Source organism: Kitasatospora dryopteridis (assembly GCF_050749075.1).
Classification (GTDB): domain Bacteria; phylum Actinomycetota; class Actinomycetes; order Streptomycetales; family Streptomycetaceae; genus Kitasatospora.
The window spans coordinates 2,906,021-2,930,509 of record NZ_CP192749.1 but is presented as its reverse complement, the minus strand read 5'-3'; the positions used below and the strand labels follow the sequence as shown (position 1 = coordinate 2,930,509).

The 24,489-nt window shown below is 72.7% G+C and carries 20 protein-coding genes and 2 tRNA genes; 13 read left to right on the top strand and 9 right to left on the bottom strand.

All coding sequences use genetic code 11. From position 1 onward, the window contains the following. Positions 1-166: 166 nt before the first annotated feature. The 5 genes from ACQ614_RS13235 (at position 167) to ACQ614_RS13215 (ending at position 4,731) form a co-directional block, all read left to right on the top strand. A complete protein-coding gene (locus ACQ614_RS13235) occupies positions 167-859 on the top strand; it encodes an ABC transporter ATP-binding protein (RefSeq protein ID WP_431678739.1) in 693 nt (230 codons plus the stop codon). Beyond that, positions 856-1,752, top strand: coding sequence for an ABC transporter ATP-binding protein (locus tag ACQ614_RS13230; protein ID WP_431678738.1), 897 nt, complete (start codon positions 856-858; stop codon positions 1,750-1,752). The genes ACQ614_RS13235 and ACQ614_RS13230 overlap by 4 nt, the downstream gene beginning before the upstream one ends. Continuing rightward, positions 1,749-2,615 carry a branched-chain amino acid ABC transporter permease gene (locus tag ACQ614_RS13225; protein WP_431678737.1) on the top strand — a complete coding sequence of 289 codons (867 nt, stop codon included), beginning with the start codon at positions 1,749-1,751 and terminating at the stop codon, positions 2,613-2,615. The genes ACQ614_RS13230 and ACQ614_RS13225 overlap by 4 nt, the downstream gene beginning before the upstream one ends. A gap of 107 nt (positions 2,616-2,722) precedes the next feature. Continuing rightward, a complete protein-coding gene (locus ACQ614_RS13220) occupies positions 2,723-3,829 on the top strand; it encodes a branched-chain amino acid ABC transporter permease (RefSeq protein ID WP_431683910.1) in 1,107 nt (368 codons plus the stop codon). 2 nt (positions 3,830-3,831) lie between these two features. Continuing rightward, a complete protein-coding gene (locus ACQ614_RS13215; RefSeq protein WP_431683909.1) occupies positions 3,832-4,731 on the top strand; it encodes an alpha/beta fold hydrolase in 900 nt (299 codons plus the stop codon). Between the two features lie 109 nt (positions 4,732-4,840). On the opposite strand, the gene ACQ614_RS13210 is transcribed toward ACQ614_RS13215, so the two are convergent. Together ACQ614_RS13210 and ACQ614_RS13205 are read right to left on the bottom strand one after the other, a co-directional pair. After that, a complete protein-coding gene (locus ACQ614_RS13210) occupies positions 4,841-6,106 on the bottom strand; it encodes a hypothetical protein (protein ID WP_431678735.1) in 1,266 nt (421 codons plus the stop codon). A gap of 321 nt (positions 6,107-6,427) precedes the next feature. Next, on the bottom strand, positions 6,428-7,027 hold the full coding sequence (locus ACQ614_RS13205) for a DedA family protein (RefSeq protein ID WP_431678734.1): 600 nt from the start codon (positions 7,025-7,027) through the stop codon (positions 6,428-6,430). Positions 7,028-7,604: 577 nt separating this feature from the next. On the opposite strand from ACQ614_RS13205, the gene ACQ614_RS13200 reads away from it, so the two are divergent. After that, entirely contained in the window at positions 7,605-8,837 is a 1,233-nt protein-coding gene (locus ACQ614_RS13200) for an LLM class flavin-dependent oxidoreductase (protein WP_431678733.1), read from the top strand. Positions 8,838-8,880: 43 nt separating this feature from the next. On the opposite strand, the gene ACQ614_RS13195 is transcribed toward ACQ614_RS13200, so the two are convergent. Together ACQ614_RS13195 and ACQ614_RS13190 are read right to left on the bottom strand one after the other, a co-directional pair. After that, the gene (locus ACQ614_RS13195) at positions 8,881-11,178 is read right to left on the bottom strand and encodes a putative bifunctional diguanylate cyclase/phosphodiesterase (protein ID WP_431678732.1); all 2,298 of its coding nucleotides are present in this window, start codon (positions 11,176-11,178) and stop codon (positions 8,881-8,883) included. Between the two features lie 435 nt (positions 11,179-11,613). Further along, on the bottom strand, positions 11,614-12,039 hold the full coding sequence (locus tag ACQ614_RS13190) for an OsmC family protein (protein WP_363487505.1): 426 nt from the start codon (positions 12,037-12,039) through the stop codon (positions 11,614-11,616). Positions 12,040-12,299: 260 nt separating this feature from the next. On the opposite strand from ACQ614_RS13190, the gene ACQ614_RS13185 reads away from it, so the two are divergent. Next, positions 12,300-12,635: a chorismate mutase gene (locus ACQ614_RS13185; protein WP_431678730.1), complete on the top strand. Its 336-nt coding sequence runs from the start codon at positions 12,300-12,302 to the stop codon at positions 12,633-12,635. Between the two features lie 243 nt (positions 12,636-12,878). Then, a complete protein-coding gene (lepB, locus tag ACQ614_RS13180) occupies positions 12,879-13,670 on the top strand; it encodes a signal peptidase I (protein WP_431678729.1) in 792 nt (263 codons plus the stop codon). A gap of 156 nt (positions 13,671-13,826) precedes the next feature. Here lepB and ACQ614_RS13175 read toward each other — a convergent pair whose 3' ends face one another. Next, positions 13,827-14,891, bottom strand: coding sequence for an EamA family transporter (locus tag ACQ614_RS13175; protein ID WP_431678728.1), 1,065 nt, complete (start codon positions 14,889-14,891; stop codon positions 13,827-13,829). Positions 14,892-14,995: 104 nt separating this feature from the next. Beyond that, entirely contained in the window at positions 14,996-17,347 is a 2,352-nt protein-coding gene (locus ACQ614_RS13170; protein ID WP_431678727.1) for a transglycosylase domain-containing protein, read from the bottom strand. A 210-nt stretch (positions 17,348-17,557) separates the two neighbouring features. Here ACQ614_RS13170 and ACQ614_RS13165 point away from each other — a divergent pair, with 210 nt between their 5' ends. Further along, on the top strand, positions 17,558-18,382 hold the full coding sequence (locus tag ACQ614_RS13165) for a hypothetical protein (RefSeq protein ID WP_431678726.1): 825 nt from the start codon (positions 17,558-17,560) through the stop codon (positions 18,380-18,382). A 57-nt stretch (positions 18,383-18,439) separates the two neighbouring features. Here the strand turns inward: ACQ614_RS13165 and ACQ614_RS13160 are convergent. Further along, positions 18,440-18,513, bottom strand: a tRNA-Lys gene (locus ACQ614_RS13160). 144 nt (positions 18,514-18,657) lie between these two features. Next, positions 18,658-18,731 (bottom strand) — tRNA-Lys (locus tag ACQ614_RS13155). A 469-nt stretch (positions 18,732-19,200) separates the two neighbouring features. On the opposite strand from ACQ614_RS13155, the gene ACQ614_RS13150 reads away from it, so the two are divergent. Continuing rightward, positions 19,201-20,418 carry a low temperature requirement protein A gene (locus ACQ614_RS13150; RefSeq protein ID WP_431678724.1) on the top strand — a complete coding sequence of 406 codons (1,218 nt, stop codon included), beginning with the start codon at positions 19,201-19,203 and terminating at the stop codon, positions 20,416-20,418. 104 nt (positions 20,419-20,522) lie between these two features. Beyond that, the gene (locus ACQ614_RS13145; protein WP_431678723.1) at positions 20,523-21,173 is read left to right on the top strand and encodes a pentapeptide repeat-containing protein; all 651 of its coding nucleotides are present in this window, start codon (positions 20,523-20,525) and stop codon (positions 21,171-21,173) included. A gap of 37 nt (positions 21,174-21,210) precedes the next feature. Here ACQ614_RS13145 and ACQ614_RS13140 read toward each other — a convergent pair whose 3' ends face one another. Then, on the bottom strand, positions 21,211-21,867 hold the full coding sequence (locus tag ACQ614_RS13140) for an NAD(P)H-binding protein (RefSeq protein ID WP_431678722.1): 657 nt from the start codon (positions 21,865-21,867) through the stop codon (positions 21,211-21,213). A gap of 185 nt (positions 21,868-22,052) precedes the next feature. Between ACQ614_RS13140 and ACQ614_RS13135 the strand changes: the two genes are divergently transcribed. Both ACQ614_RS13135 and ACQ614_RS13130 read left to right on the top strand, forming a co-directional pair. Further along, positions 22,053-24,110, top strand: coding sequence for a phosphocholine-specific phospholipase C (locus ACQ614_RS13135; protein ID WP_431678721.1), 2,058 nt, complete (start codon positions 22,053-22,055; stop codon positions 24,108-24,110). A 118-nt stretch (positions 24,111-24,228) separates the two neighbouring features. Further along, positions 24,229-24,435 (top strand): hypothetical protein, encoded by a 207-nt coding sequence (locus tag ACQ614_RS13130; protein ID WP_431678720.1) that lies wholly within the window; start codon positions 24,229-24,231, stop codon positions 24,433-24,435. Positions 24,436-24,489: the final 54 nt, after the last annotated feature.

Genomic DNA, 24,489 nt, shown 5'->3' with positions numbered 1-24,489 from the left:
GGAGGTCTCCGGCCCGGCGTCGGCAACTGCGTCGGCGTCGGTGCCAGGGGCGGCGTCGGCAACTGCGCGGGCGGCGGCGGGGGCCACCGGTGGTGAGGCCGAGGCCGACGCGGCGCCCGTCCTGCGGTTGCAGGGGGTGGGCTGGTCGGTCAGGGGTGTTCCGATCGTGGAGGACGTGTCCTTCACCGTCGGCGAGGGTGAGTTCGTCGCCTTCATCGGTCCGAACGGTGCCGGCAAGACCTCGCTGTTCAACATCATTTCCGGCATCTGCCCGGCGACGCACGGGGCCCTGGAGCTGGACGGTGCCGACATCACCACCCAGTCCGTCCACGCCCGTGCCCGGCGCGGCCTCGGTCGGACCTTCCAGACCTCCTCCCTGTGGGCCGGGATGACGGTCGCCGAGCACGTCCGGCTCGCCGCCCAGGCCGCGGCGGGGCCGGCGGCCTCCTACCGGCTGTGGCGCCGGGCGGACCGCTTCTCGGCCCAGGTGGCCGAGACGCTGGAGCGAACCGAACTCGCCCACCGCGCAGACACTCTGGCGAGCGCCCTGTCGCACGGCGAGAAGCGAAAGCTGGAGCTGGCCGTCCTGCTCGTCGCCGAACCGCGGCTGATCCTGCTCGACGAGCCCATGGCCGGCGTCAGCGCGGAGGAGGTACCGGCCCTCACCGAGCTCATCCGCTCGGTGCACCGGGACTCCGGCCGGACGGTGCTCATGGTCGAGCACCACATGGACGTCCTGCTCGGCCTGGCCGACCGACTCGCCGTGATGCACCACGGCACCCTTCTGGCATTGGACACGCCTGCCGCCGTGATGGCGGACTCCACCGTGCAGCAGGCCTATCTCGGTGAGGCGCTGTGACGGACGACTCCTCTCTGGCTGAACCTCTGGTCCCGACCGGCCCCGTCGAGGCGCGGCCGCTGCTCGCCGTAAGCGACCTGCGGGTCGTGATCGACGGCCTGCACATCCTGCACGGGGTGCACTTCGACGTTGCGGCCTCGGGTGTCACGGCACTGCTCGGCCGCAACGGGGCCGGCAAGACGACGACGGCCAAGGCGATCATGGGCCTTGTCCCGAGGACGGGAAGCCTCCTGTTCGACGGGGCCGAGCTCGTCGGCCTGCCGACCCATCTCGTGGTCCGGCATGGCATCGGCTACGCCCCGGAGGACCGCGGCATCTTCGCCGGCCTCTCGGTCGCCGAGAACCTGCGACTGGCCGAACGGGACGCCGAGCCCGCCTACGACCTCGTCCACGAGCTGTTCCCCGAGCTGCGCCGGCGCTCCCGGCAACTTGCCGGGACACTCTCCGGAGGACAGCAGCAGATGGTGGCGATCGGCCGCACCCTGCTCAATCGCAACCGCCTGATCATCGCCGACGAGCCCACCAAGGGCCTGGCGCCGAAGATCGTCTCGGAGGTGGCGGACGTCCTGGCCCGTGCGGCCGAACGCGTACCCGTGCTCCTGGTCGAACAGAACCTCGCGCTGGTCAGGCGGCTGGCCGGCCGATGCGCAGTCCTGGCGGACGGGCGCACCGTCCACCAGGGCGACACTGCGGAGCTGCTGGCCGACGAGGACGCCTCCCGCCGGCTGCTCGGCGTCGGCAGCCGCCGTACGCCGGCTGCAGCCGCTGTGTCGGCGGAGCCGACTGTGCCCTCCGTGTCTTCCCTGCCTGCTGAGCCCTCCGCGACGGCCGATCAGGCCGCGGTCGGTGGCGACCCCGATGGATCGTCCGTCACGGAGGTGACCTCCCGATGAACACTGTCGTCCTCCTCACCTGTACCGGTCTGGGGCTGGGTGCTCTCTACTTCCTGGTGGCCTCCGGGTTGTCACTGATCTTCGGGCTGATGGATGTGCTCAACTTCGCCCACGGCGCTCTGCTCTCGGTGGGCGCGTACGCCGCCTGGTGGGCAGCGGCAGAAGCGGGGATGAGCTTCTGGCTGGCCGTACTCTTCGGCACGGCTATCGGGACCCTTGCCTCGGTCCTGCTCGAACTGGCCGTGATCCGGCCCCTCTACAGCCGTCCACGTGACCAGATCCTGGCCACCGTCGGGGTCGGCCTGGCCCTGCCTGCCCTTCTCATGGGTGTCTGGGGCGCCGACGCCCGCCCCTTCCCGCAGCCGGAGGAGCTGTCCGGCACGGTCTCGCTGCTCGGTGCGGTCGTTCCGGTCAACCGCTTCGTCCTGATGGGGGCTGCCCTCGTCGTCCTGCTGCTCCTGCGCCTGTTCCTGGCCCGGACCCGCTACGGCCTCATCGTGCGGGCCGGTGTCGAGGACCGTGCCATGGTCACGGCCCTGGGGATCGATGTGCGTCGCGCGTTCACTCTCGTCTTTGCCATCGGCGGCGCTGCTGCCGCGCTCGGCGGTGCACTGGCCGGCCTCTACTTCGGCTCGGTCAACCCCGGCCAGGGCACCGGTCTTCTGGTCTTCGCCTTCGTCGTGGTCGTCATGGGCGGCATGGGCTCCGTCACCGGCGCTGCGGTCGCCTCCGCCGCGGTCGGCCTCGTCCAGCAGTTCGCCAACTACTACACCGCCGCCGGGCTGGGCGATCTCTCCGTCGTCGTACTCCTCGCCGTACTGCTGCTCGTACGGCCCCGCGGACTCACCGGGAGGCTCGCGTGAGCACCAACTCCTCGACCACGAGCACCGAAAGCCCGACGGGCATCACTGCGTCATTGCCCGGCAGTGTTTCTGACGGACATTCTGGAACGGCGGTGCGTGGCCACACCATCCCTCGAACAGGTGAATCATTTTCCGAGGGCTCGACTCCGCTCCGCCGAGCACTACGCTGGTGGCCGATCGCTCTGCTGATCCTGCTCCTTGTCGCCCCATACAGTGCGCTTCCCGTCCCGGGGCTCCTCGACGGCCCGCTCGGCAGCCCCGGAAGCCTGCAACTGATCGCCCTGTGCCTGCTCTACGGGGCCCTCGCCACCGGCTACGACCTGCTCCTCGGCCGGACAGGCCTGCTCTCCTTCGGACACGCCCTCTACTTCGCCACGGGTCTCTACTGCACGGACCTGGCCATGCTCGAACTCCACCTCCCGTTCGCCGCGGCCGCCGCCGTCGGCATTGCCTCCGCCACCGTGCTCGCCCTGGCGCTCGGCGCCGTCAGCCTCCGGGTGACCGGCATCGGCTTCTCCATGGTCACGCTCGCGTTCGCCCAGGCGGGCGCGATCCTCGTCCAGCGCAATCCGCACGGCCTCACCGGTGGAGAGGAGGGCCGTGCCACGCCGACCGACATGCTGCCGTCCTGGCTGGTCGGCATCGGCAACACCGCCAACCTCTACTGGATCGCGCTCGGCTACCTCGTCCTCACCCTCGCGATCGTGCACCGCACCGTCGGCTCGCCCACCGGCCGGGTCTGGGCCGGCATCAGGGAGAACGAGCGCCGGGTCGAAGTGCTCGGCCTGCGGCCGTACGGCTACAAGCTGATCGCCTTCGTCGTGGCCGGCTCCCTGGCCGGCGCCGGCGGAGTCGTCTACCTGCTGCTCACCGGCGGCGCCACGCCCCAGGCAGCGACCTCCGACGCCACGCTCGCCCTGCTGGTCATGGTGGTGCTCGGCGGCTCGGGCACACGGTGGGGCCCCCTCCTCGGCGGCGTCCTCTACACCTGGGCCGGGCACCGCCTGGGTGACCTCGCCAATTCGTCCGCCATCGCCGACCTGCCCGCCGTCCTCCGGGTGCCCCTTTCGCAGCCGCTTTTTCTTCTCGGCGCCCTCTTCGTCGTGGTGGTCTACCTCCTGCCCGGTGGCCTGGCTAGACTGCCCGCCCGCCTGCGCGCCACCCGCGCCCGTGCGACCGTGCCCGCTCTGACCCGTGGAAGTGAGGCAGTGTGACCATCTCCGGAGCCCCCGGCCATGACGAGCTGGCCGTCCCCGTACCCGGTGGCGACCTTGCCGTCCTCCGCTGGCCCGCCCGTGTCCCGGACGCCCCCACGGTGGTTGCCGTCCACGGCATCACCGCCAACGCCCTCGCCTGGGGCGAAGTGGCCGACCGCATTGCCGGCCGGGTCGCACTGGTGGCGCCCGACCTGCGGGGTCGGGCCGGCAGCCGGACGGTCGACGGCCCGTTCGGCCTCGCCCGCCACGCGGACGACGTGGCCGCCGTGATCAGCGCTCTGGCGCCCGGACCCGTTGTCTTGGTGGGCCACTCCATGGGCGCCTGGGTCAGCGCGCTCACCGCGGTCCGCCACCCGGAGCTGGTGCGGCGGGTGCTGCTCGTCGACGGCGCTCTCAGCTTCCCGCTGCCGCCGGGCGTCCACGAGGACGACGCCCTTGCTGCCGTCCTCGGCCCGGCGCTCGCCCGGCTGTCGATGACCTTCCCGGACCGCCAGGCGTACCGGGAGTTCTGGCAGGGCCATCCGGCCTTCGACGGTGCCTGGTCCGCCCGGATGGACGCCTACACGCAGCGCGACCTGGTCGGCCGGGAGCCCGAGCTCCGCTCCTCGTGTGTTCACGAGGCCATTCGGCAGGACGGCCGGGAGGTCCTGCTCGACAAGGACGCGGCAGCCGCCGTCCACCACCTGCCGTGCCCGGCAGAACTGCTCTGGGCCGAACGCGGGCTGCTCAACGAGCCCCAGGGCCTCTACGACGCGGAGCGGATCAAGACTGCCGCCCTGGACGAGACCCGTGTGCCCGCCATGTCAGTGCCGGGCACCAACCACTACTCGATCATCGGTGGGGCCGTCGGCGCGACTGCCGTGGCCGAGCGGCTGCTGGGCAACAGGGCCACGGCCTGACGGCGGGACGATCCGACGCCGGACGGCCTGTCGCCGGACGGCCGGGCGGTACGCGATCGGATCGGTGGACGGCTTCCGGGGCAGCCCGGCAGCCGTCCGCCCCCGGCCGTCAGCCGGCCGTGCCGAGGAAGCTCTCCCAGCCGCCCGTCGGCGTCTTGCCCACGCCGAGGGTCCGGAGCTTGCGCAGCGTCGACTGGTCCTGGACCTCCAGCCATTCGACCAACTGCTTGAAGGACACCAGCCGGACGTCGGGCTTGCTCGAGATCTCCTTGATGGTCTCCTCGACGGCGTCCATGTAGATGCCGCCGTTCCACTGCTCGAAGTGGTTGCCGATGAACAGCGGCGCCCGGTTCGTGGTGTACGCACGGTTGAAGCCGGCCAGGTAGGCGTCCCGCGCCTGCGTCCGCCACTCCGCGTACTTCGAAGGATCGCCCTTCGTCGTACCGTGCGACTGGTTGGCGAGGATGTTGTAGTCCATCGACAGCACCTGGAAGCTGTGGCCGGGGAACGGAAGCCCCTGCAGCGGGAAGTCCCAGATCTTGCCGTCCTGGACCTTCTGCGGCCATATCTGCAGACCGCCGGGGGAGCTGGCGTCGTACTTCCAGCCGAGCTTGGCGGCAGTGGGCAGCAGTGCCTTCTGGCCCTGCAGACAGGGCGTGCGGCCGCCGATGAGCTCCTTCTTGTAGTCGAAGGGCAGCGGATCGACGTCGGTGAAGCCGGTGTTCGTCTTCCACTGGGTGACGAACGACACGGCCTGCTGGATCTCGTTCTCCCAGTCCTCCGGGGTCCACTTGTTGACCGCGTTGCCGTCGTCGGGCTGCCGCGCGCAGAAATGGCCGTTGAAGTGGGTGCCGATCTCGTGGCCGGCCAGCCATGCCTGGCTGAGCAGCTTGATGGTGTTGCGGACGGCGTTCTCGGAGAGGAACGGGATGTCCGACGCGCCGACCGGGTGGCGCGGCGGGTGGTAGAGGCTCGCCTTCTCCTTCGGCACCGTGTAGATGCCGGACAGGAAGAAGGTCATGGACGCCTTGTGCTCGTCGGCGATCTTCAGGAACCGGCTGAACTGCCCGTCGTCGGTGGCACCCGCGCCGTCCCAGGAGAACACCACGAACTGCGGCGGCTGCTCGCCGGGCTTGAGCTTCTCGGGCTTGGGCTGCTTCGGCTGGACACCGGTGTCCGACGTCGACCCGTCCCCGAGCGGGGTGCCCTTGACCGGCGTGCTGGTCGCCTTGGCGCCGGCACCGTCCCCCGAGCCGCCCTTGGAGCCCGACCCGCGGGTCTTCGACTTGCCGCCGCCGGAACAGGCGGTGACGGCGCCAAGTGCCGCGGTGGCCGCACCGGCACTCAGCACAGCCCTGCGCGAGATGCTGCTCATGGTCTCCCCTACCCGCGTGGTGCCCGCACCCAGCAGTCGTCCGGACACCTGGGAGGCATCCGGACGGCGCCGACACAATCGGACAATTGGTCAGTATTCCTGCTCAAGGATGTCACGAGCGTCGAAGCTGCCGAAACGCCGCGTCCACCCCTACGCACCACGCAGACCATGCCCGCACGGCTCCATGAGCCATCCGACTGTTGCCGTCCTGAGACAGATCCATGGGCAGGAGTTGGGTCGGCCCGCTCTCGGGCGCCACCCTGGCCACCGAGGGTCTCCGGAGTCCCGCAGGCCACCGGTGCCCGGCTGTCGGGCGGTCGGTCAGCAGGCGGCCAGGGCCCTGCGCCGACGGCGGACCACGCGGGCGATGGCGCTGCTGATCAGGGTCGCCGCCGTGCACGAGACCGCCAGGCTGAGCCAGGCAGTGTCGAACCAGTGGCTGTTCAGCCAGCCCAGACTGACGATGTAAGCGGCCCACACCACGGCGGCCAGCGCCGACCAGCGGAGGAATCCGCGCGAGGACGAGTTCGAGTGCCCGACCGCCAGGTCGATGACGGTCCGTCCGGCCGGGATGAACCGGGCGATGATCACGATGGCGGCGGCCGCCCGGCTGGTGCGCTGGGCCAGGCTCTCCTGGACGCGTTCCACGCTGCGGGCCAGGGCAGGGCGGCGGGCGAGGCGTCGGTGCACCGCAGGTGCACCGCGACGTGCGAGCCGAAGCAGCAGCAGGTCACCCAGGAAGGAGGCGACGGCCACGCCCAGCCCCAGCAGCAGCGGTGCGCCGTCGACCTCGGAGGTGCGGAGCACCGCGAGGATCACCAGCGTCCCGCTCGGCAGGAACGGAAGGAACGCGTCACCGAGCACGGCGCACAGCGCCAGTGCGCAGATCCACGACGGGCCGAGTACGGCTGCGGCGTCCAAGGTCGAACTCCCTCCAGACCGCCCGGGGGAGAGCAGTGCTGCGAGGAGTAACGCTAGCGACTCGACCTTTCATGCCATGAAGCACCCCCCTTGTGCTGTGACTCACAGCCCGATTCGGGAACCCGCGCCCCGCGGCGGGCCGGCGGGCCTCGCTCGGTGCGGGGTGACGCTCCTCGTCCGGGCAGGTCGGCGGTCCTGTTCGCGCCCACGCCCGTGCCCTCAGTACGGGCTGCCCCGAACATGGCGCGAGCCCCCGGAGCGGGGTGCCGCTCCGGGGGCTCGTGGGGACCGCCGGTGCTGGTCCAGCCCGTCGGTCTTCGTCAGGAGCGCGGTGATGAATGCACCGCACTGATGAGTAACTTTGCCCGATCCCACTATCTGACGCGACCTCAGGGACTGGCGACTTCCCGCGCTGGCATGAAGTCGCCAGCGGCTCCGGCCGTGGAGCCCGGCGCCCCGGACCTCGCGGCAAAACTGTCCCGCCGCGGGAACACGGCCGCCCGCCCTGCGGTTGACCCAGGTCGCCGGTCGGCCGACCGGCGACGAACGACCCGCAGCGATCAGGAGGACGGGCGGCATGAGCGGCGAGCAGACGGGCGGCACCCAGGAGCACGCGGGGAAGGCCGCCCTCGGCGGCACCGATACCGCCACGGCCGGCGCCGCCACCACGGCCGGCGCCACCACCTCAGAAGCCGTCACCGCCGCAGAAACCGCCGCCGACGACCCCGTTCGCGGAAGGGCCCGGGGTACGGCCCCGGCACCCCTCTCGATCCTCGACCTGGCCACCGTCGGTGCCGGCTACACGCCCGCCGACGCCCTCGCCGCCACCACCGAGCTGGCCCGATCCGCCGAGAGCTGGGGTTACCACCGCTTCTGGGTCGCCGAGCACCACGGCATGCCGGGCGTCGCCAGCTCCAACCCGGCCGTGCTGCTCGCCCATCTCGGAGCCCACACCCGGACCCTGCGCCTGGGTTCCGGCGGTGTCATGCTGCCCAACCACGCGCCGCTCACCGTGGCCGAGCAGTTCGGCCTGCTGGAGGCCATGCACCCCGGGCGGATCGACCTCGGCCTGGGCCGGGCTCCCGGCACCGACCAGGCCACGGCCCGGGCCCTGCGCCGCGGCCTCACCGACGGTGCCGAGGACTTCCCGCAGCAGCTCGCAGAGCTGACGCACTTCCTGGACGGCGACTTCCCGGACGGCCACCCGTACGCCCGCCTGCGCGCCGTCCCGCAGAACGGCGCCCGACCGCCGATCTGGCTGCTCGGTTCGTCCGGCTTCAGCGCGCGGCTGGCGGGGCGCCTCGGCCTGCCGTTCGCCTTCGCCCACCACTTCAGTGCCGCCAACACGGTGCCGGCGCTCGATCTGTACCGCAGCTCCTTCCGGCCATCGGAGGTCCTGGAGGAGCCGTACGCGCTGATCGGCGTCAGCGCGGTCGCGGCCGAGCAGGAGGCTGACGCGCTGCGACTCGCCCGGTCGGCCGGCCTCGCGATGCTCCGGCTCCGCCAGGGCCGTCCGGGTCTGATCCCCAACCCGGAGGAGGCGGAGGCCCACCCCTACACGGAGATGGAGGCGGACTTCCTGGAGAGCTGGCTGGGCAACGTCGTCCTGGGGAGGCCGGGGCAGGTGGCCGACGGCCTGGAGGCCCTGCGGAAGCAGGTCGGTGCCGACGAGCTCATGGTGACCTCGCACATCCACGGTCACGAGGCGCGCCACCGCTCCTACCGGCTCATCGCCGAGGCCTACGGACTGACCGCAGCCCCCACCGAGCTCCAGGCGGTTGTGGAGCCGCTCGGCACCCCGGCGGTGTAGCCCACGGGCTGCCGTGGAGCTGCCGTGGAACTGCCGCGGAGCGTCAGCGGGATCGGCTCTCGCGGAGCATCTCCGCGACGAGTTCCGCCTCACCGGGCTTGGCGAAGTACCAGCCCTGGGCGGTGTCGCAGCCGGTGAGGCGGAGCCGTTCCGCCTGGGCGGCGTTCTCGATGCCCTCGGCCGTGACGGTCAGGCCGAGGGCGTGGGCGAGCTGCACCATGGCGCCGACGATCTGCTCGTCCGCCTCCGTCCGCCGTGACCGGACCCTGTCCGTGTCACCGGCGGGGGCGCGCCCGCCGGGGCGGCCGGGAGGCATGCCGCTGGTGTCGCGGAAGGCCTCGACGAAGGTGCCGTCGAGCTTCAGGACGTGCACCGGGAGGCGGGAGAGGTAGGCGAGGTTGGAGTAACCGGTGCCGAAGTCGTCGATCGCGATGCGGATACCCATGTCGGCGAGGGCCTGCAGGGCTTGGATGGGGCGTCCGCCGGGGCCGAGGAGGGCGCTCTCGGTGATCTCCAGCTGCAGCAGTCCGGCCGGCAGGCCGGTGCGTTCCAGGACTTCGGCGACGTCCGCGACCACGTCCGAGTCCCAGATCTGACGGGCGGCCAGGTTGACGCTGACGAAGGTGTCGGAGTCGGGGAACTCCGCCAGCCAGCGTCTCGCCTGTCTGCAGGACTCCTCCAGTACCCACTTGCCCAGCGGCACGATCGCCCCGGACTCCTCGGCCAGCGGGATGAACCGGTCGGGGGAGAGCGTCCCGTACCGGGGGTGCCGCCACCGGACGAGGGCCTCGGCGCCGTGCACCAGGCCGTCCGACAGCCCGACGAGCGGCTGGTACTCCACGGTGAACTCGCCGCGTTCCAGGGCGGGCCTCAGTGCGGTGGAGAGGAGCTGCCGGGTCAGCTGGTGGGCGCCGCGGGCCGGGTCGTAGAGCGTCCAGCGGGCCCGGCCGTCGGCCTTGGACCAGTACAGGGTCGAGTCGGCGTCCTTGAGGAGGTCGGTCGGCGAGGTGCCCTCGACCGGACGCTCCACCACGCCGACCGAGGCGGTGACCGACAGCCGGTGCCCGCCGATCTCGAACGGGCGTTCCAGCGTTTCGAGCAGGCGGCCGGCCAGCGCGGTGAGCTGCTCGGACCCCTCGCTGTCGGTGACCAGCAGGGCGAACTCGTCCCCGCCGAGCCGGGCGACGAGCTGCTTGTCCCCGTGGGCGAAACCGTTCTCCAGGCGGGCGGCCACGGCTACCAGCAGCTGGTCGCCGACGTGGTGGCCGAGCGTCTCGTTGATCACGGCGAAGCCGTCCAGGTCGAGGTAGCAGAGCCCGATCCGGGGCTCGCGCTCGCCGTCGGCACTCTCGGCCACCGCCCGGTCGGGGGTCCGCTGCCCGGCCCCCGGCATGCCGTTCCGCACGGCCGTGCCGTGGGTGAGAAGACCCCGGGCCGAACTGCCGGCCGAACCGCCCATCGAACTCGCGGCCGGAGCCTGTACCGCACTCCTCACGCCCACCGCACCGGCACCGCCGACGCCCCCGACGCGTCCGCCACCCGCGCCTCCGACACCGGCACCCCCGACGCCCACAACGCCGCCGGGCCCCCGCTCGCCATGGCCGCGGCCCGTCCGCACGCCGACGGCGAGGAACGCCGCCTCCAGACGCTCGAAGAACAGCGTGCGGTTGGGCAGGCGTGTCAGCGGGTCGTGCAGGGCCTGGTAGGCCAGCCGGTCGCCGAGGAGCCGCTGCTCGGTGACGTCCTCGACCATGGCGAGCGTGTAGAGAGGGTGCTCGGCGCCGTCCCGGATGAGGGAGAGGGTCACCTTGCTCCACACCGAGCGGCCGTCCTTGTGCTTGAGCCGCTTCTCGACCCGCAGGCGGTCCCGCTTGCCGTGCACCAGCTCCAGGTAGAGGCGCCGGGGGGTGTCCTCGGGGTCGATGATGTCGTGGATGTGCGTCCGGGCGAGGTCGGACGGCTCGCGCCCCAGCATCGCCGCGAAGGCGGGGTTGGCCTCGATGATCAGGTCGTCGGCGTCGATCAGCGCCATTCCGATGCCCGCGTCGGCGAACGCCGCCCGGAACCGGGACTCGCTGGCGCGCAGGGCGGCGAGGAGACGCCCGGTACTGCCGCCGACCGGGCCGGCGCAGGTGGGGCAGGAGACCAGCGGCTCGACCGTCACCGGAGGCTCGGCGGCGACCTGCTGGCCGGTCAGCAGCGGCCCCAGAGGCTGCACCGACGACTGCACGGACGACTGCAGCGGGGACTGCACGGAGGGGTGCTGGTCGGCCCGGCCGGGTGGCGCGTGCGGCGGCTCGGGGCGGCCGGGGCGCTCACGGTGCATCTCCTCGTGTCGCACGACCGTGTGGTGTGCGTCGACCCCCTCGTTTCGCCCCGGCACGGCATGCTCCCGTCCGCTGCTCCCGCATGATCCGGACGGCTGCCGCAGTGCAGTTGTCCGTGTCCACGGCGGTCCACGCCCCTGTCCGATCCAACCCCTCGATCGAACCCCTCGGGTCGGGCCACCGCCGCCGATCATAGGCGTCGCGCGGAAGCAGCGGCGACCGCCGCCAGGGTGATTCGTCGGGTTTCTGACGGAGCGTGGGCCGACGCGGCGGCGCCCCCGGCCTCCGTCGGGCGACGGTGAACGGGGACGCGTGCGCATACGGCCTGCTTGTCCGGTGTGCGGCCCGGCGGCAGGCCCCCGGGGTGGCGGCTGCAGGCCGACCGCGCCGGGTGCCGGCGGAGCCGTCCGAGGATTTTTCGAACGGTGCCGCCGACGGCGTGTCGCGGGTCAGGCCAGCTTGGCCGTGAGGGTGATCGTCGTGCCGGTGAGGGCCTTGCTCACCGGGCAGTTGGCCTTGGCGTCCTCCGCGGCCTTCACGAAGCCGGCCTCGTCGAGGCCCGGGACCTCGCCGGTGACCGTGAGGTGGATGCCGGTGATGCCGGTGCCGGGCTGGAAGGTCACGTCCGCCTGGGTGTCCAGCCGGGTGGGCGGGGTGCCCGCGCCGGCGAGGCCGTGGGAGAGGGCCATCGAGAAGCAGGAGGAGTGGGCGGCGGCGATGAGCTCCTCCGGGCTGGTCTTGCCGTTGGGCGCCTCGGCACGGGCCGGCCAGGAGACCGGGTACTCCCCGATGCCGGAGGAGGCCAACGTCACCACGCCCTTGCCTTCGAGCAGGTTGCCTTCCCACGCGGTGCGTGCGGTACGGGTGGTTGCCACGGTCAGGTACCTCCTGTGCTGGGGGAACTGCTGGGTCGTCACGTCCGGCTTGCGCCGCGCCCAGCCTACGCGGCGATTCTCCGCCCGACCGGCGCTCTGCCGGAGCCGCCGCGCGGAGTCCGGCGGAGTGTCCGGATGGTGGACGACTGGTCCGAACGGTGGGAGTTCTCGGGGCCGCCCCTGTTAGATTTGCCGAGGCCCGAGCCGGTCACCGGCCGTCCGGGCGTGTCCAGCCCAGCAAGCTCCGGAGCGATCATCCGATGACCGATCAGCCCACCGACCCCGCCGCCGACACCACGGCGGGGATCGACGAAGCGGTGCGTGCCGAGCTGACCAGCCTGCGCGAGAGCATCGACAACATCGATGCGGCCGTCGTGCACATGCTTGCCGAGCGCTTCAAGGCGACCCAGCGGGTCGGCCGGCTGAAGGCCGCCCACAAGCTGCCCCCGGCCGATCCGGCCAGGGAGCGCGAGCAGATCAAGCGGCTGCGCGAGCTGGCCGCCGGCGCCCACCTCGACCCGGTCTTCGCCGAGAAGTTCCTGAACTTCATCATCGCCGAGGTCATCCGCCACCACGAGGCCATCGCCCGCTCCTGACCGGTAGACCTCCGACGGTCCCGTCCCTGCGCCGGCCCGCGCGGCCCCGGCAGTGCCGGCCGCGGCAGCGGACCGGTCCGGCGGTGTCGGCTCCGGCTAAAGACGGGATTTCGCCGGTGGCCTCCCCGGCGCTAGCGTGCTGTTCTCTTCGACCGGCGATCTCGACCCACCGGCGGGGCACACCGCCGATCGGTCCGCCGGGCCGGCGGGCGGCCTGCGGTGGCGCGGAGGGTGGCACAGCAGATGACCAGCTACGTGGGCACCCCGGACGCGGACCCCGCGACCGGCCCAGAACCGCGCCCGCACGCGCCTGCCGCCGGCCAGGACGCACTGCCCGACCGAAGGGGCACGGCTCAAGCGGCGGAAGCCGCCGACTCCCGGCCGGTGCGCCGGCGGCGCTGGCCGTGGTGGGCCGAGCTGCCGGTGATGGCGGCCGTCGGGCTGCTGGTGGCGCTCGTGATCAAGACCTGCCTGTTCCAGGTGTTCACCATCCCGTCCGGCTCGATGGAGAACACGCTGCGGGTCAACGACCGGGTGGCGGTCAACAAGCTGGCCGTCCTCACCGGGTGGGAGCCGCAGCCGGGGGAGCCGGTGGTCTTCCGTGATCCCGGGAACTGGCTGCCCGACCGGCAGGACTCCGACGGCGTCCTGCCCGGCGCGGTCGACGCCCTGCTGAGCTTCGTCGGACTGCTGCCGCCGAAGGACGACAACTACCTGGTCAAGCGGGTCATCGCGACCGGCGGGCAGACGGTCCAGTGCACCGGCACGGTACTGCGGGTGGACGGCCACCCGGTGGCGGAGCCGTACCTGCACGAGGGCGACGACTCGTGTTCGGGGCTGGACTTCGGCCCGGTGACGGTGCCCCAGGGGTATCTGTGGGTGGAGGGCGACCACCGCAGCAACTCGGCCGACTCCCGGTACCACCGGGACGGGCCCGGCGACGGTGCAGTCCCGGTGGCCAACGTGGTCGGCCCCACCGCCGCCGTGGTCTGGCCGCTCGGCCACCTCGACTGGTTCGGCTGGTCCGGCCGCTGACGGGTCCCGGCCGCACCCTGCACTGAGACGCGCCGCTGCACTGAGACACGCTCCTGCACAGAGAGGCGCCCCTGCACAGAGAGGCGCCCCTGCACAGAGACGCACCCCGACTGCCCCGGCCGAACGGCACACACCCCGGCCGGGGCAGCCGCCTGTTCAGGCGGAGCCGCGTACCGAGTCCCGGGGCTCGCTCCTCGGCCCGGTGTCCCGCTCGTCCCGCGGCTCGGCAGCGCCGTCCCGCCGGCGTCCCTCAGCGGGAGCAGCGGGAGCAGCGGGAGCGGCAGGAGCGGCGGGAGCGGCGGGCTTGCTGGTCTGGGCGGCGAAGGCGCCGACGAGCACGAGCAGGCCGCCGAGCAGCTGCGGGGTGCCGAGGTGCTCGCCGAGCAGGACCCAGGCGAGGACGGTCGCGACCACGGCCTCCAGGTTGGCCACCACACCGGCCACCGGCGGTGACAGGTGCTGAACGGCCACCACGCCGGTCAGGTACGCCAGCACGGTGGCGACCAGCACCATCCAGGCGGCGGGCAGCAACGCGGGCAGGCTGTGGCCGTTCATGGTGACCGAGCCGCCGAGCAGGCTCCAGTCGGCCTCCCACGGGCGGGTGAACGCGGTGAGCACGACGGCGCCGATGAGCAGCCCGAAGGCGCTGACGGCGATCGGGTCGATCGGCCGCTCGCCGCGGCGGCCGGCGTCGGCGAGGACGAAGTAGCCGACCTGGCAGCAGGCCGCACCGAGGGCGAACAGGACGCCGAGCGCGTCGAAGCCGAGCCCGTTCCACACCTCGACCACGCAGGCGAGGCCGGTGACGGCCACGGCGGCGCCGATCGCGGCGCCGCGGGAGACCGGCTTGCGCTGGACGAGCCGCACGTAGGCGAGCAGCAGCGGCGGCCCGAGGTACTCGATCAGCAGGGCGACGCCGACCGGGATGCGGGAGATGGCCGCGAAGTAGCAGGCCTGCACACCGGCCACGGCCAGCAGGCCGAAGCCCACCAGCAGGCCCGGGCGCTGCCACAGGGCCGCCCGGTGCCGGTACGCGAGCGGCAGCAGGACCAGGGCCGCCCCCGCGACCCGGAGCCACACCACGTGCAGCGGCGAGAGCCCGGCTTCGATCAGCGGCTTGGCGGCGGTGCCGGAGCCGCCGAAGGCGAAGGCGGAGAGCAGTGCGAGCGAGAGGCCGAGCGAGCCGATCCCGCGGGCCGGGGAGGGTGGTGAGCTGTGCACCGCCGCATTGTGCCAGTTCGCGGACGTCCTTGGTAAGGCGCCATCTCACCTTTTGGTGCTGTGCTCGTTCGGTCGGAGCCGTGACCCGCCCGCCGGGCCCGCCGCTACCCCCAGGTGCCCGTGCCCGTCCTGCCGGTGCTGCCGCTCGTCCCCGAGCCCGAACCGCTGCCCGAGCCCGAACCGCTGCCCGAGTCCGATCCGGTGCCGGAGCCGTACCCGAGCAGTCCGCTCCCGCCGTCGGTCGTGCCGGACCCGTACCCGCCGGTGCTGCCGGTGCCCGAGCTTCCCGGACGGCCTGTGCCGGGAGTGGCGCCCTTCGACGCCCACGGCCGCTCCGGCTGCCGGGTGGCGTCGTCGTCCCCGGCGGGCTCCGAGGCGGCCGGGGAGGTCGGGCTTGCGGAGGGGGCGGCCGACGGCGTGCCGCTGGGTGCCGGGTCGGCCGGCCGGGAGCGGACCTGCTTGGGCGGGGTGAACTCGCCCACCGGCTGCCCGGCGAGCGCGGCCTTCATGTAGGCCGTCCAGATCAGCGCCGGGTAGCGGCCGCCGGCGGCCTCGCCGGTGCCTCCGATGCCGTCCAGGGTGACCTGGGCGCCGCTGGCCGGGTCCTGGCCGAACAGGGCGACCGCGGTCACCAGCTCCGGCGTGTAGCCGACGAACCAGACCGAGCGGGAGTTGTCGGTGGTGCCGGTCTTGCCGGCCACCGGCCGGTTCAGGGCGCCCGCCCGCCAGCCGGTGCCGCCCGGGTCGTCGACGACGCCCCTGAGCATGGCGGTGGTGGCCCGGGCGGCCTCGGTGCTGACCGCCTGGGTGGTGCTCTGCGCGGGCAGCGGCACCTGCTCGCCCTCGACCTCGACGGACTTCACCAGCCACGGGGTGATCTGCTTGCCGTCGTTGTCGAGCGCCGCGTACGCACCGGCCATCTGCAGCACGCTGGGCGTGGCCGCGCCGAGCGGGATGGACGGCACGGCGCTCAGGCCGGGGGTGTCGGCGGGCAGTCCGAGCGCGACGGCCGTCTTCCGGACGGTCTCCAGGCCGGTGTCCTGTGCGAGCTGGGCGTACACCGAGTTGACCGACCAGTCGGTGGCCTGCTGCAGGGTGATCTGGCCGTAGTCCTTGCCGCCCTCGTTCGGCGGTGCGTACGGCGTGCCGGTGCCGCCGCGGACCGGGCGGCCGCTGGTGCCGTCGTAGACGGTGTCGGCGGTGATCCGGCGGCCCGCCTGGGTGCGGGCCCCGCTGTCGAGGGCGGCGGCGAGGGCGATCGCCTTGAAGGTGGAGCCCGCCTGGTAGTCCTGGCGGGTCGCGTTGTCGATCCAGTGCCTGGTGGCGTCGCTGCCGCCGTAGAGCGCGACGACCGCGCCGGTCTTCGGGTCCACGGAGACGGCGCCGGCCTGGGCGTCGGCGTCCTTCTTGCGCTTCGCCGGGTCCAGGTTGTCGGTGAGCTGGCTGCGGACGGCGGCCTGCAGCTGCCGCTCCCGCTCGGAGTCGACGGTGAGGGTGATGGTGTAGCCGCCCTGGGCGAGCTGGGCGTCGCTCAGGACGTGCTGCGAGGTGAGGTAGTCGGTGGCGGCGGCCACCAGGTAGCCGGCCTGCCCGGACAGCCCCGGTGCGTTCTTCGGCTCCTTCACGTCGGGGAAGGAGGTGGCGGCCCGCTCGGAGGCGGACAGCCAGTGCTGCTGGACCATGCCGTCCAGCACGTAGTTCCAGCGGTTCATGGCGTTCTGCCGGCCCTGCGGGGTCGCGGTGGCGACGTCGTACGCGCTGGGGGCGTTCAGCAGCGCGGCCAGGTAGGCGCCCTGGGCGGCGTTCAGGCGGTCGGCGTCGGTGCCGAAGTACGCCTGCGCGGCGGCCTGGATGCCGTAGGCGCCGCGTCCGTAGTACGAGGTGTTGAGATACCCGGCGAGGATGTCGTCCTTGCTCTCGGTCGCATCCACCTTGATCGCGATGAAGAGCTCCTTCACCTTGCGGGTGACGCTCTGCTTCTGGCTGAGGTAGGTGTTCTTGACGTACTGCTGGGTGATCGTGGAGCCGCCCTGGGTGCTCCCGCCGGTCGCGGTGCGGAAGGCGGCCCGGGTTAGGCCCTGCACGTTGACCGCGCCCTCGTGGTAGAAGTTCCGGTCCTCGGCGGCGAGCGCGGCCTGCCGGGCGGCGGGGGAGATCCCGTCGAGCGGCACGTTCTGCCGGTTGGTCTGCCCGGTCCGGGCGATCAGCGTGCCGTCCTGGTAGAGCCAGGTGTTGCTCTGCGCCGTCGCGGCCGCGTGCGCGTCGGGCACCTGCACCAGGGCCAGTCCCAGTGCGAACAGGCCGACCGAGAGCAGCACCGCGGCCACCGAGCCGGCCAGCGCCGCCCGCCAGGTCGGGACCAGCCGGCGCCAGCCGGTGCGGCGCCGGGCCGTCCTGCGGCCGAACCACCGCCGTGCGGGCACGCCTGAACCGGTCTGCTGCGAAGTACGGGGCACCGGAGATCCCTTCCTGCGAGCCCCGCAAAGGTCGCTCACCCGTCGGACGGCACGGACCGTCCCACCCTGCCTGATCGACTTGTCAGACGTTAGGGACTTATGTCCCATTTTTCCTTACCGTTCCCTCACCTTTCGGCGGCCACCTCGCCGGCGCCCCCGCCGCGAAGGGGCCGGGATAGGGTGCCCGGACCCGCCCGCACGAGGAGCACCATGGCCCGCCCGAGCATCCTGTACGTGACCGACCTCACCTATCCGGCCCGCGGCCGGCGTTACGGCGACGAGGACGTCCACCTCTCCGCGGCGCTGCGCACCGACTTCGCCGTCGCCCTCTGCCACCCGCTGGATGCGGCCGGCCTGATGGGCTCCTTCGACGGCGTCGTGGTGCGCAACAGCGGCCCGGTGCTGCACTACCAGGAGCAGTACGAGGCCTTCCGGGCCGAGGCGCTGCTGCGCGGCACCCCGGTGTTCAACGAGCTGACCGGCCGCGCGGACATGGCCGGCAAGCAGTACCTGCTCGACCTCTCGGCCGGCGGGCACCCCGTGATACCGACCGCCGGCGCGCCGGACGAGCTGCACCGGCTGCCGGAGGTCCCCGAGTACGTGGTGAAGCCGAAGCTCGGCGCCGACTCGATCGGACTGGAGTTCGTCGGGCCGGAACGGATCGCCGAAGCCTGCGCCGGCGGCGGAGTGCTCGTCCAGCCGCGGATCGACTTCCGCTACGAGGTGTCCTTCTACTTCGTCGACCGCGAGTTCCAGTACGCGCTGCACGCCCCCGACCGGGACGCCCGCTGGGAGCTCGCCCCCTACCGGCCCGGCGGGGACGACCTCGCCTTCGCCCAGCACTTCGTGGACTGGAACACCATCGACCACGGCATCCAGCGCGTCGATGCCTGCCGCACCCCCGAGGGCGAGCTGCTCCTCGTCGAACTGGAGGACCTCAACCCCTACCTGTCCCTCCACCTGCTGGAGGACGGGCAGCGCGAGCGCTTCACGGCCGCGACGAAGGACTCCCTCCACCGCCTGCTGCGCGGCTGAGGCGGCCCGGGGAACGCCGAAGGCCCCCCGCTTCCGCGAGGGGCCTTCGACCGTCTGTGCGCCGCCAGGGACTCGAACCCCGGACCCGCTGATTAAGAGTCAGCTGCTCTAACCAACTGAGCTAGCGGCGCCTGCTGACGTGGAAAACAATACACGCTCCGGCGGGGTGCCCCGCACCACCGGCGCCCCGCCCGGCGCCCGACCCGGAGCTCTGCCCGGGCGGCCCGGGGAACGCCGAAGGCCCCCCGCTTCCGCGAGGGGCCTTCGACCGTCTGTGCGCCGCCAGGGACTCGAACCCCGGACCCGCTGATTAAGAGTCAGCTGCTCTAACCAACTGAGCTAGCGGCGCCTGCTGACCTGCGGAACTTTACACGCAGCCGTCCGCCGAGTGAAATCGTGTCCGCCCGGTCGCGGTGTGTCGCAGTCGGCGCGCCGGCAGGCAGCGCGGTGATCACGAGGCAGCGCGGCGCGCGGGACCGTGCGGAGAGACCGCCCCCGTGTTCCGACCTCCGCCTTGACCTTCCGCGTTGCCCGCAGACCGCCCATGTGTCGTCGTGCCAGTCGCCACGGAATCTATCGGGCGGGCAGGGGCGCCCCGGAAACCTCGGCAGGCACACGCCGCGCGCCCCCGTCCTGTCACCCGGATCGCGCACTGCTGCGTCAACCGTGTGATGACGGGCGACCGGCCGTGGGCCGCCCGGGTGGCGGTCGCCGGCCACCGCCCGCCGGGCGGCACCGCAGCCCGGTGCGTGCACCGGGCCTGCAGGAATGCCAGGATCGCGGGGCAGATCGCCCCGACCCCCACCGAAGGCGGCACCATGACCAGTGACGCGGACGAGCCCCGGGCCGCGGCGGAGCGGCTCCCGGCGCACCTCCAGCACTCCCGCCCGGTCCGCCGGATGACGCCGCGCGGCCGCAGCGAACCGCACCGCACCGCCACCCCGCTGGAGCTCTTCTTCGACCTGTGCTTCGTGGTGGCCGTCGCCCAGGCCGGGGTCCAGCTGGCGCACGCCCTCGCGGAAGGCCACGCCGGCACCGCCGTTCCGCGCTATTTGTTCGTTTTCTTTGCAATTTGGTGGGCCTGGATGAATTTCACCTGGTTCGCCTCCGCCTACGACGTGGACGACGTGCCGTACCGGCTCACCACCCTGGTGCAGATCACCGGCGTGCTGGTGCTCGCGGCCGGCGTGCCCCGGATGTTCCAGAACCAGGACCTGGTCCTCTCGGTGGTCGGTTACGTGCTGATGCGCTTCGCCATGGTCACCCAGTGGCTGCGCGCCGCGGCCTGCGAGACCGGCCCGGCCCGTACGGTGGCCCTGCGCTACGCCCTCGGGATCACCCTCTGCCAGATCGGCTGGGCGCTGATCCTGCTGGTGCCGCACAACGCCTACCCGTACCTGATCCCGCTCGGCATCCTGGCGGAGATCTCCGTGCCGGTGCTGGCCGAGCGCACCGCGCAGACCACCTGGCACCCGCACCACATCGCCGAGCGGTACGGACTGTTCACCCTGATCGTGCTGGGCGAGACGGTGGCGGCCGCCACCCTCGCGGTGCAGACGGCGCTGGACGAGCACGAGGCCCTGGACGACCTGCTGCCGGTCGCCGCCGGCGGCATCCTGCTGTGCTTCGCGGCCTGGTGGATCTACTTCGCCGAGCCGGTGCACGACCGCCTCCGCTCCAGCCGGGAGGCCTTCCTGTGGGGCTACGGCCACTACCTGCTGCTCGGCTCGGCGGCCGCGATCGGCGCGGGCCTGGAGGTGGTGGTGGAGTACTCCGTCCACCAGGCGCACATCTCTGCCGTGGCGGCCGCCGCCGCGGTCACCGTGCCGGCCGCGCTCTACCTGCTGACCGTCTGGCTGCTGCAGTCCCGGCACTTCAAGCAGGGCGCAGAGCAGGTGGTGCTGCCGGCCTCGGCGGCGCTGGTGCTGGCCTGTACGGCACTGGGCCGCGACGCGGTCCTCGCGGCCGGGCTGGTCGCCGCCCTGACGGTGGCGGTCGGCATCACGCTGCGCGCCCGCCGCGCCCGCCGCGGCTGACCGCGCACCGTCCACGGGCCGGCGGTCGCGGCCGCGGGCGCTGTCGGAGGTGCCTGCCAGGATGGCCGGGAGAGCAGTCCGCCCCCGCACAGATCGGCCACGCCATGTCCGCCGTCCCCGAGCAGCTCGCCGACCTCCCGTACGCCGAGCTGCTGAGCCCGCACACCGGCGGCCTGCGGAGCGACGTCCGCTACGACACCGTGCACTTCGACGGCGGCGCGTACGACGGCCGGGCGAGCGGCGCGAGCTTCCTGGAGTGCGCCTTCACCGGCGTCGAGCTGGACGGCACCGGTCTGCGCACCGCCCGCTGGAACGAGGTCTGGCTGCAGGGCTGCCGCCTGGTCGCCGCCGACCTCGCCGAGACCGAGTGGCAGGACGCGTCCCTCCTCGGCTCGGTGCTGGCCGGGATCTCCTGGTACGGCTCGCAGCTGCGCCGGGTGGTGCTGCGCGGCTGCAAGCTGGAGGCGGTCAACCTGCGCGGCGCGGTGCTGCGCGACGTCGTCTTCGAGGACTGCCTGCTGCGCGACGTCGACCTCGGCGAGGCGAAGCTGACCTCGGTGTCGGTGCCGGGTACCACCCTGGACGGGGTCCGGTTCGCCGGGGCGCGGATGGAGAAGGTGGATCTGCGCGGCGCCGTCCGGCTGGGCCTGCCCGATGGCCACCTCGGCCTCTCCGGCGCCGTGCTGAACACCGGCCAGCTGTTCGAGCTGGCCCCGCAGTTCGCCCACGCCCTCGGCATCACCGTCAAGGACTGAGCCGGAAGGAGTCGGCCCGCAACGGCCGAAGCGCAGCTCAGAGTGCCGCGACCGCCTCGGCGACCGGCTGCTCGCCCGCGGCCAGCTCCAGCGTCCGTCCGACCGCCGGTGCGGGCTCGGCCAGCAGCGCGGCGAGCACCGCCGCCACGTCCTCCCGCGGCACCCGCCCGCGCCCGGTGTGCTCGGCGAGCAGCACCCGCCCGGTGCCGGGCCCGTCGGTGAGCGGGCCGGGCCGCAGCACCGTCCAGTCCAGCGCGGCCCGCGCCCGCAGGTCGTCGTCGGCGGCGCCCTTGGCGCGCAGGTAGGTGCCGAAGACCGGGTCGGCGCCGTCCGGGGCCGCCGCGTCCGCCCCCACCGTGGAGATCATCAGGTAGCGCCGGACCCCGGCCAGTTCGGCGGCGTCCGCGAGCAGGACGGCGGCCGCCCGGTCGACGGTGTCCTTGCGTGCGGCGCCGCTGCCGGGCCCGGCGCCGGCGGCGAAGACGACCGCGTCCGCCCCGTCGAGGACGGCGGCGAGGCCCTTCGGGGCGACGGCCTCCAGGTCGAGCACGACCGGTTCGGCGCCGTGCTGCCGCAGGTCGTCGGCGTGTTCGGCGCGCCGGACCAGCCCGACCGGGGTGTCCCCGCGGTCGGCCAGCAGTCGTTCCAGGTGCAGGGCGATCTGTCCGTGTCCACCGGCGATGACGATGCGCATACCGGCCACGCTATCCCCGTTCACCGGCAGGTCGCCGGGCGACGCGGCGGCGAACACTCCGTCAAACTTCGCGCACGGGCATGGCCATGGCACACCGGGCTGCGTGACGATTCTCCGCGTCCGACGGCGCGGCAACGTGTCCGTACAACATCACCGGTTGGCATCACCGAAGGGACGGCGGCCCGATGGCTGAGCTGAGTCGTAGGAAGTTCATGGCGCTGTCGGCGAGTGCGGCGGCGGGCGCCGCGGTCGCCGGGTCCGCGGTCGGCGGCGGCACCCAGCCGGCCGTGGCCGCGGAGGCGGCGGCAGGCGCCACCGGCACCCTGGCCGATGCGCGGCACATCGTGGTCCTGATGCAGGAGAACCGCAGCTTCGACCACTACTTCGGCACCCTGAAGGGCGTCCGCGGCTTCGCCGACCGCAGTGCGATCCAGATCGCCGGCGGCTACAGCGTCTTCAACCAGCCCAACGGCCTCGGCCGCCAGTACCCGTGGCAGTTCAGCGCCACCAAGCCGGCCGGCGGCGCCGACCCCGAGCGCCTCGCCCAGTGCAACGGTGACCTGGCGCACGCCTGGTCCGACCAGCACAGGGCCTGGAACGGCGGCAAGCTCGACTCCTGGGTCGCCGCCAAGGGCAACGTCCGCACGCTGGGCTACCTGACCCGCGCCGACATCCCCTTCCACTACGCGCTGGCCGACAACTGGACGGTCAACGACGCCTACTTCTGTTCGGTGCTCAGCGCGACCGGCCCCAACCGCACCGTCCACTGGTCCGGCACGATCGACCCGGACGGCACCGCCGGCGGCCCCGCCTACGACGGCGGCGACGAGTCCGGGCTGCGCTGGCAGACCTACGCCGAGGCGCTGGAGGCGGCCGGGGTCAGCTGGAAGGTCTACCAGAACGCCGCCGACAACTACGGCGACAACGCCCTCGCCTACTTCAAGCAGTTCACCGACGCCCCGGCCGGCAGCCCGCTGGCGGTCAAGGGCATGGGCTCCGTGCCGAAGAAGACCGGGAAGACCCCGGACGACATCGCCGCCGCGATCCGTGCCGACGTACTCGCCGGCACGCTCCCGCAGGTGTCCTGGATCGTCGCCGACCAGGCCTCCTCCGAGCACCCGTACGCCACCCCGGCCGACGGCGCGCACTTCGTGCACATGGTGATGGACGCGCTCAACGCGGACCCGGCGGTCTTCGACTCCACCGTCATGTTCCTCAACTACGACGAGAACGACGGCTTCTTCGACCACGTGCCGCCGCCGGCCGCCCCGGCCGGGACGCCCGGCGAGTTCTGCAAGGGCACCAACACCGGCCTCGGCTTCCGCGTCCCGCTGATCGCGATATCCCCGTGGAGCCGCGGCGGCTGGGTCAGCTCCGAGGTCTCCGACCACACCTCGGTGCTGCGCTTCCTGGAGAAGTGGACGGCCGCCGTCGGCAGGCCCGCCACCTGCCCCAACATCAGCGCCTGGCGCCGCAAGGTCTGCGGCGACCTCACCGGCATGTTCGACTTCGCGAACCCCGTCTACGGCATGCCGGCCCTGCCGAACACCGACGCCGTCATCGGCATGGAGGCCTGCGGCCCGCTGCCCAACCCGGCGCCCGTCGACAACAAGCTGCCCCAGCAGGAGCCAGGCACCCGGCCGGCCCGCGCCCTGCCGTACCAGCCCAACGCCAACCTCGACCGGCTGGAGTTCGGCTCGGGCGGCGTCATGAAGGTGTGGATCGCCATGGCGAACCAGGGCGCCGCCGCCGCGCACCTCGCCGCCTACGCCAATGCCCACCGCAGCGGCGGCCCCTGGCAGTACACCGTCGACGGGGGCGGCGCCACCAGCGACTTCTTCAACTGCGGCACCGGCTTCGGCGGCGGCCCGTACGACCTGAGCGTGGTCGGCCCCAACCGCTTCCTGCGCCGCTTCAAGGGCGACGCCACCAAGCCCGGCAAGCTGGTGTCGGTCACCTCCTCGTACGCGACCGCGCCGACCACCGGCAAGCTCGCCCTCTGGTTCTCCTTCACCAACACCGGCACCGCACCGGTCACCTTCACCGTCACCTCCACCAACTACCGCACCGACGGTCCGTGGGCGTACCGGGTGCCGGCCGGCGGCTCGGCCTCGGACTTCTTCAACGCGGTGGCGTACAACGGCGGCTGGTACGACTTCACCGTGACGGTGGACTCGGACCCGACCTGGTCGCAGCGGTTCACCGGCCACCTGGAGACCGGCGCGGCCAGCGTCTCCGGCTGACCGGGTGCGCCGGCACCCGCCCCGACGCGCCGGTGCCGGCGCTCCCCCGGTGGCATGCCCGGCGGCGTAGTGTGACAGTGAGGGAAGCCCAGGTCGGACCGCACGCGAGGAGGAAGACATGGGCATCTTCGACAGGTTCCGGCACAAGGCCCACGAGACGGACACTTCGGCCGACCGTGCGGCGCTCGCCCATGACGAGGCCGCCGACGCCTTCGGCGACACCGCCGAGAAGAGCCGGATGGACGCCCAGCACCAGGCCGAGCAGATGGAAGAGGACCGCCGGGCCGCGGCCGACATGACCGCCGAGGGCGATCCCTGGGACTGATCGCGAACACGATCCGGGCCGGAGGGGCGCGGCTGCAGCAGCGGCCGCGCCCCT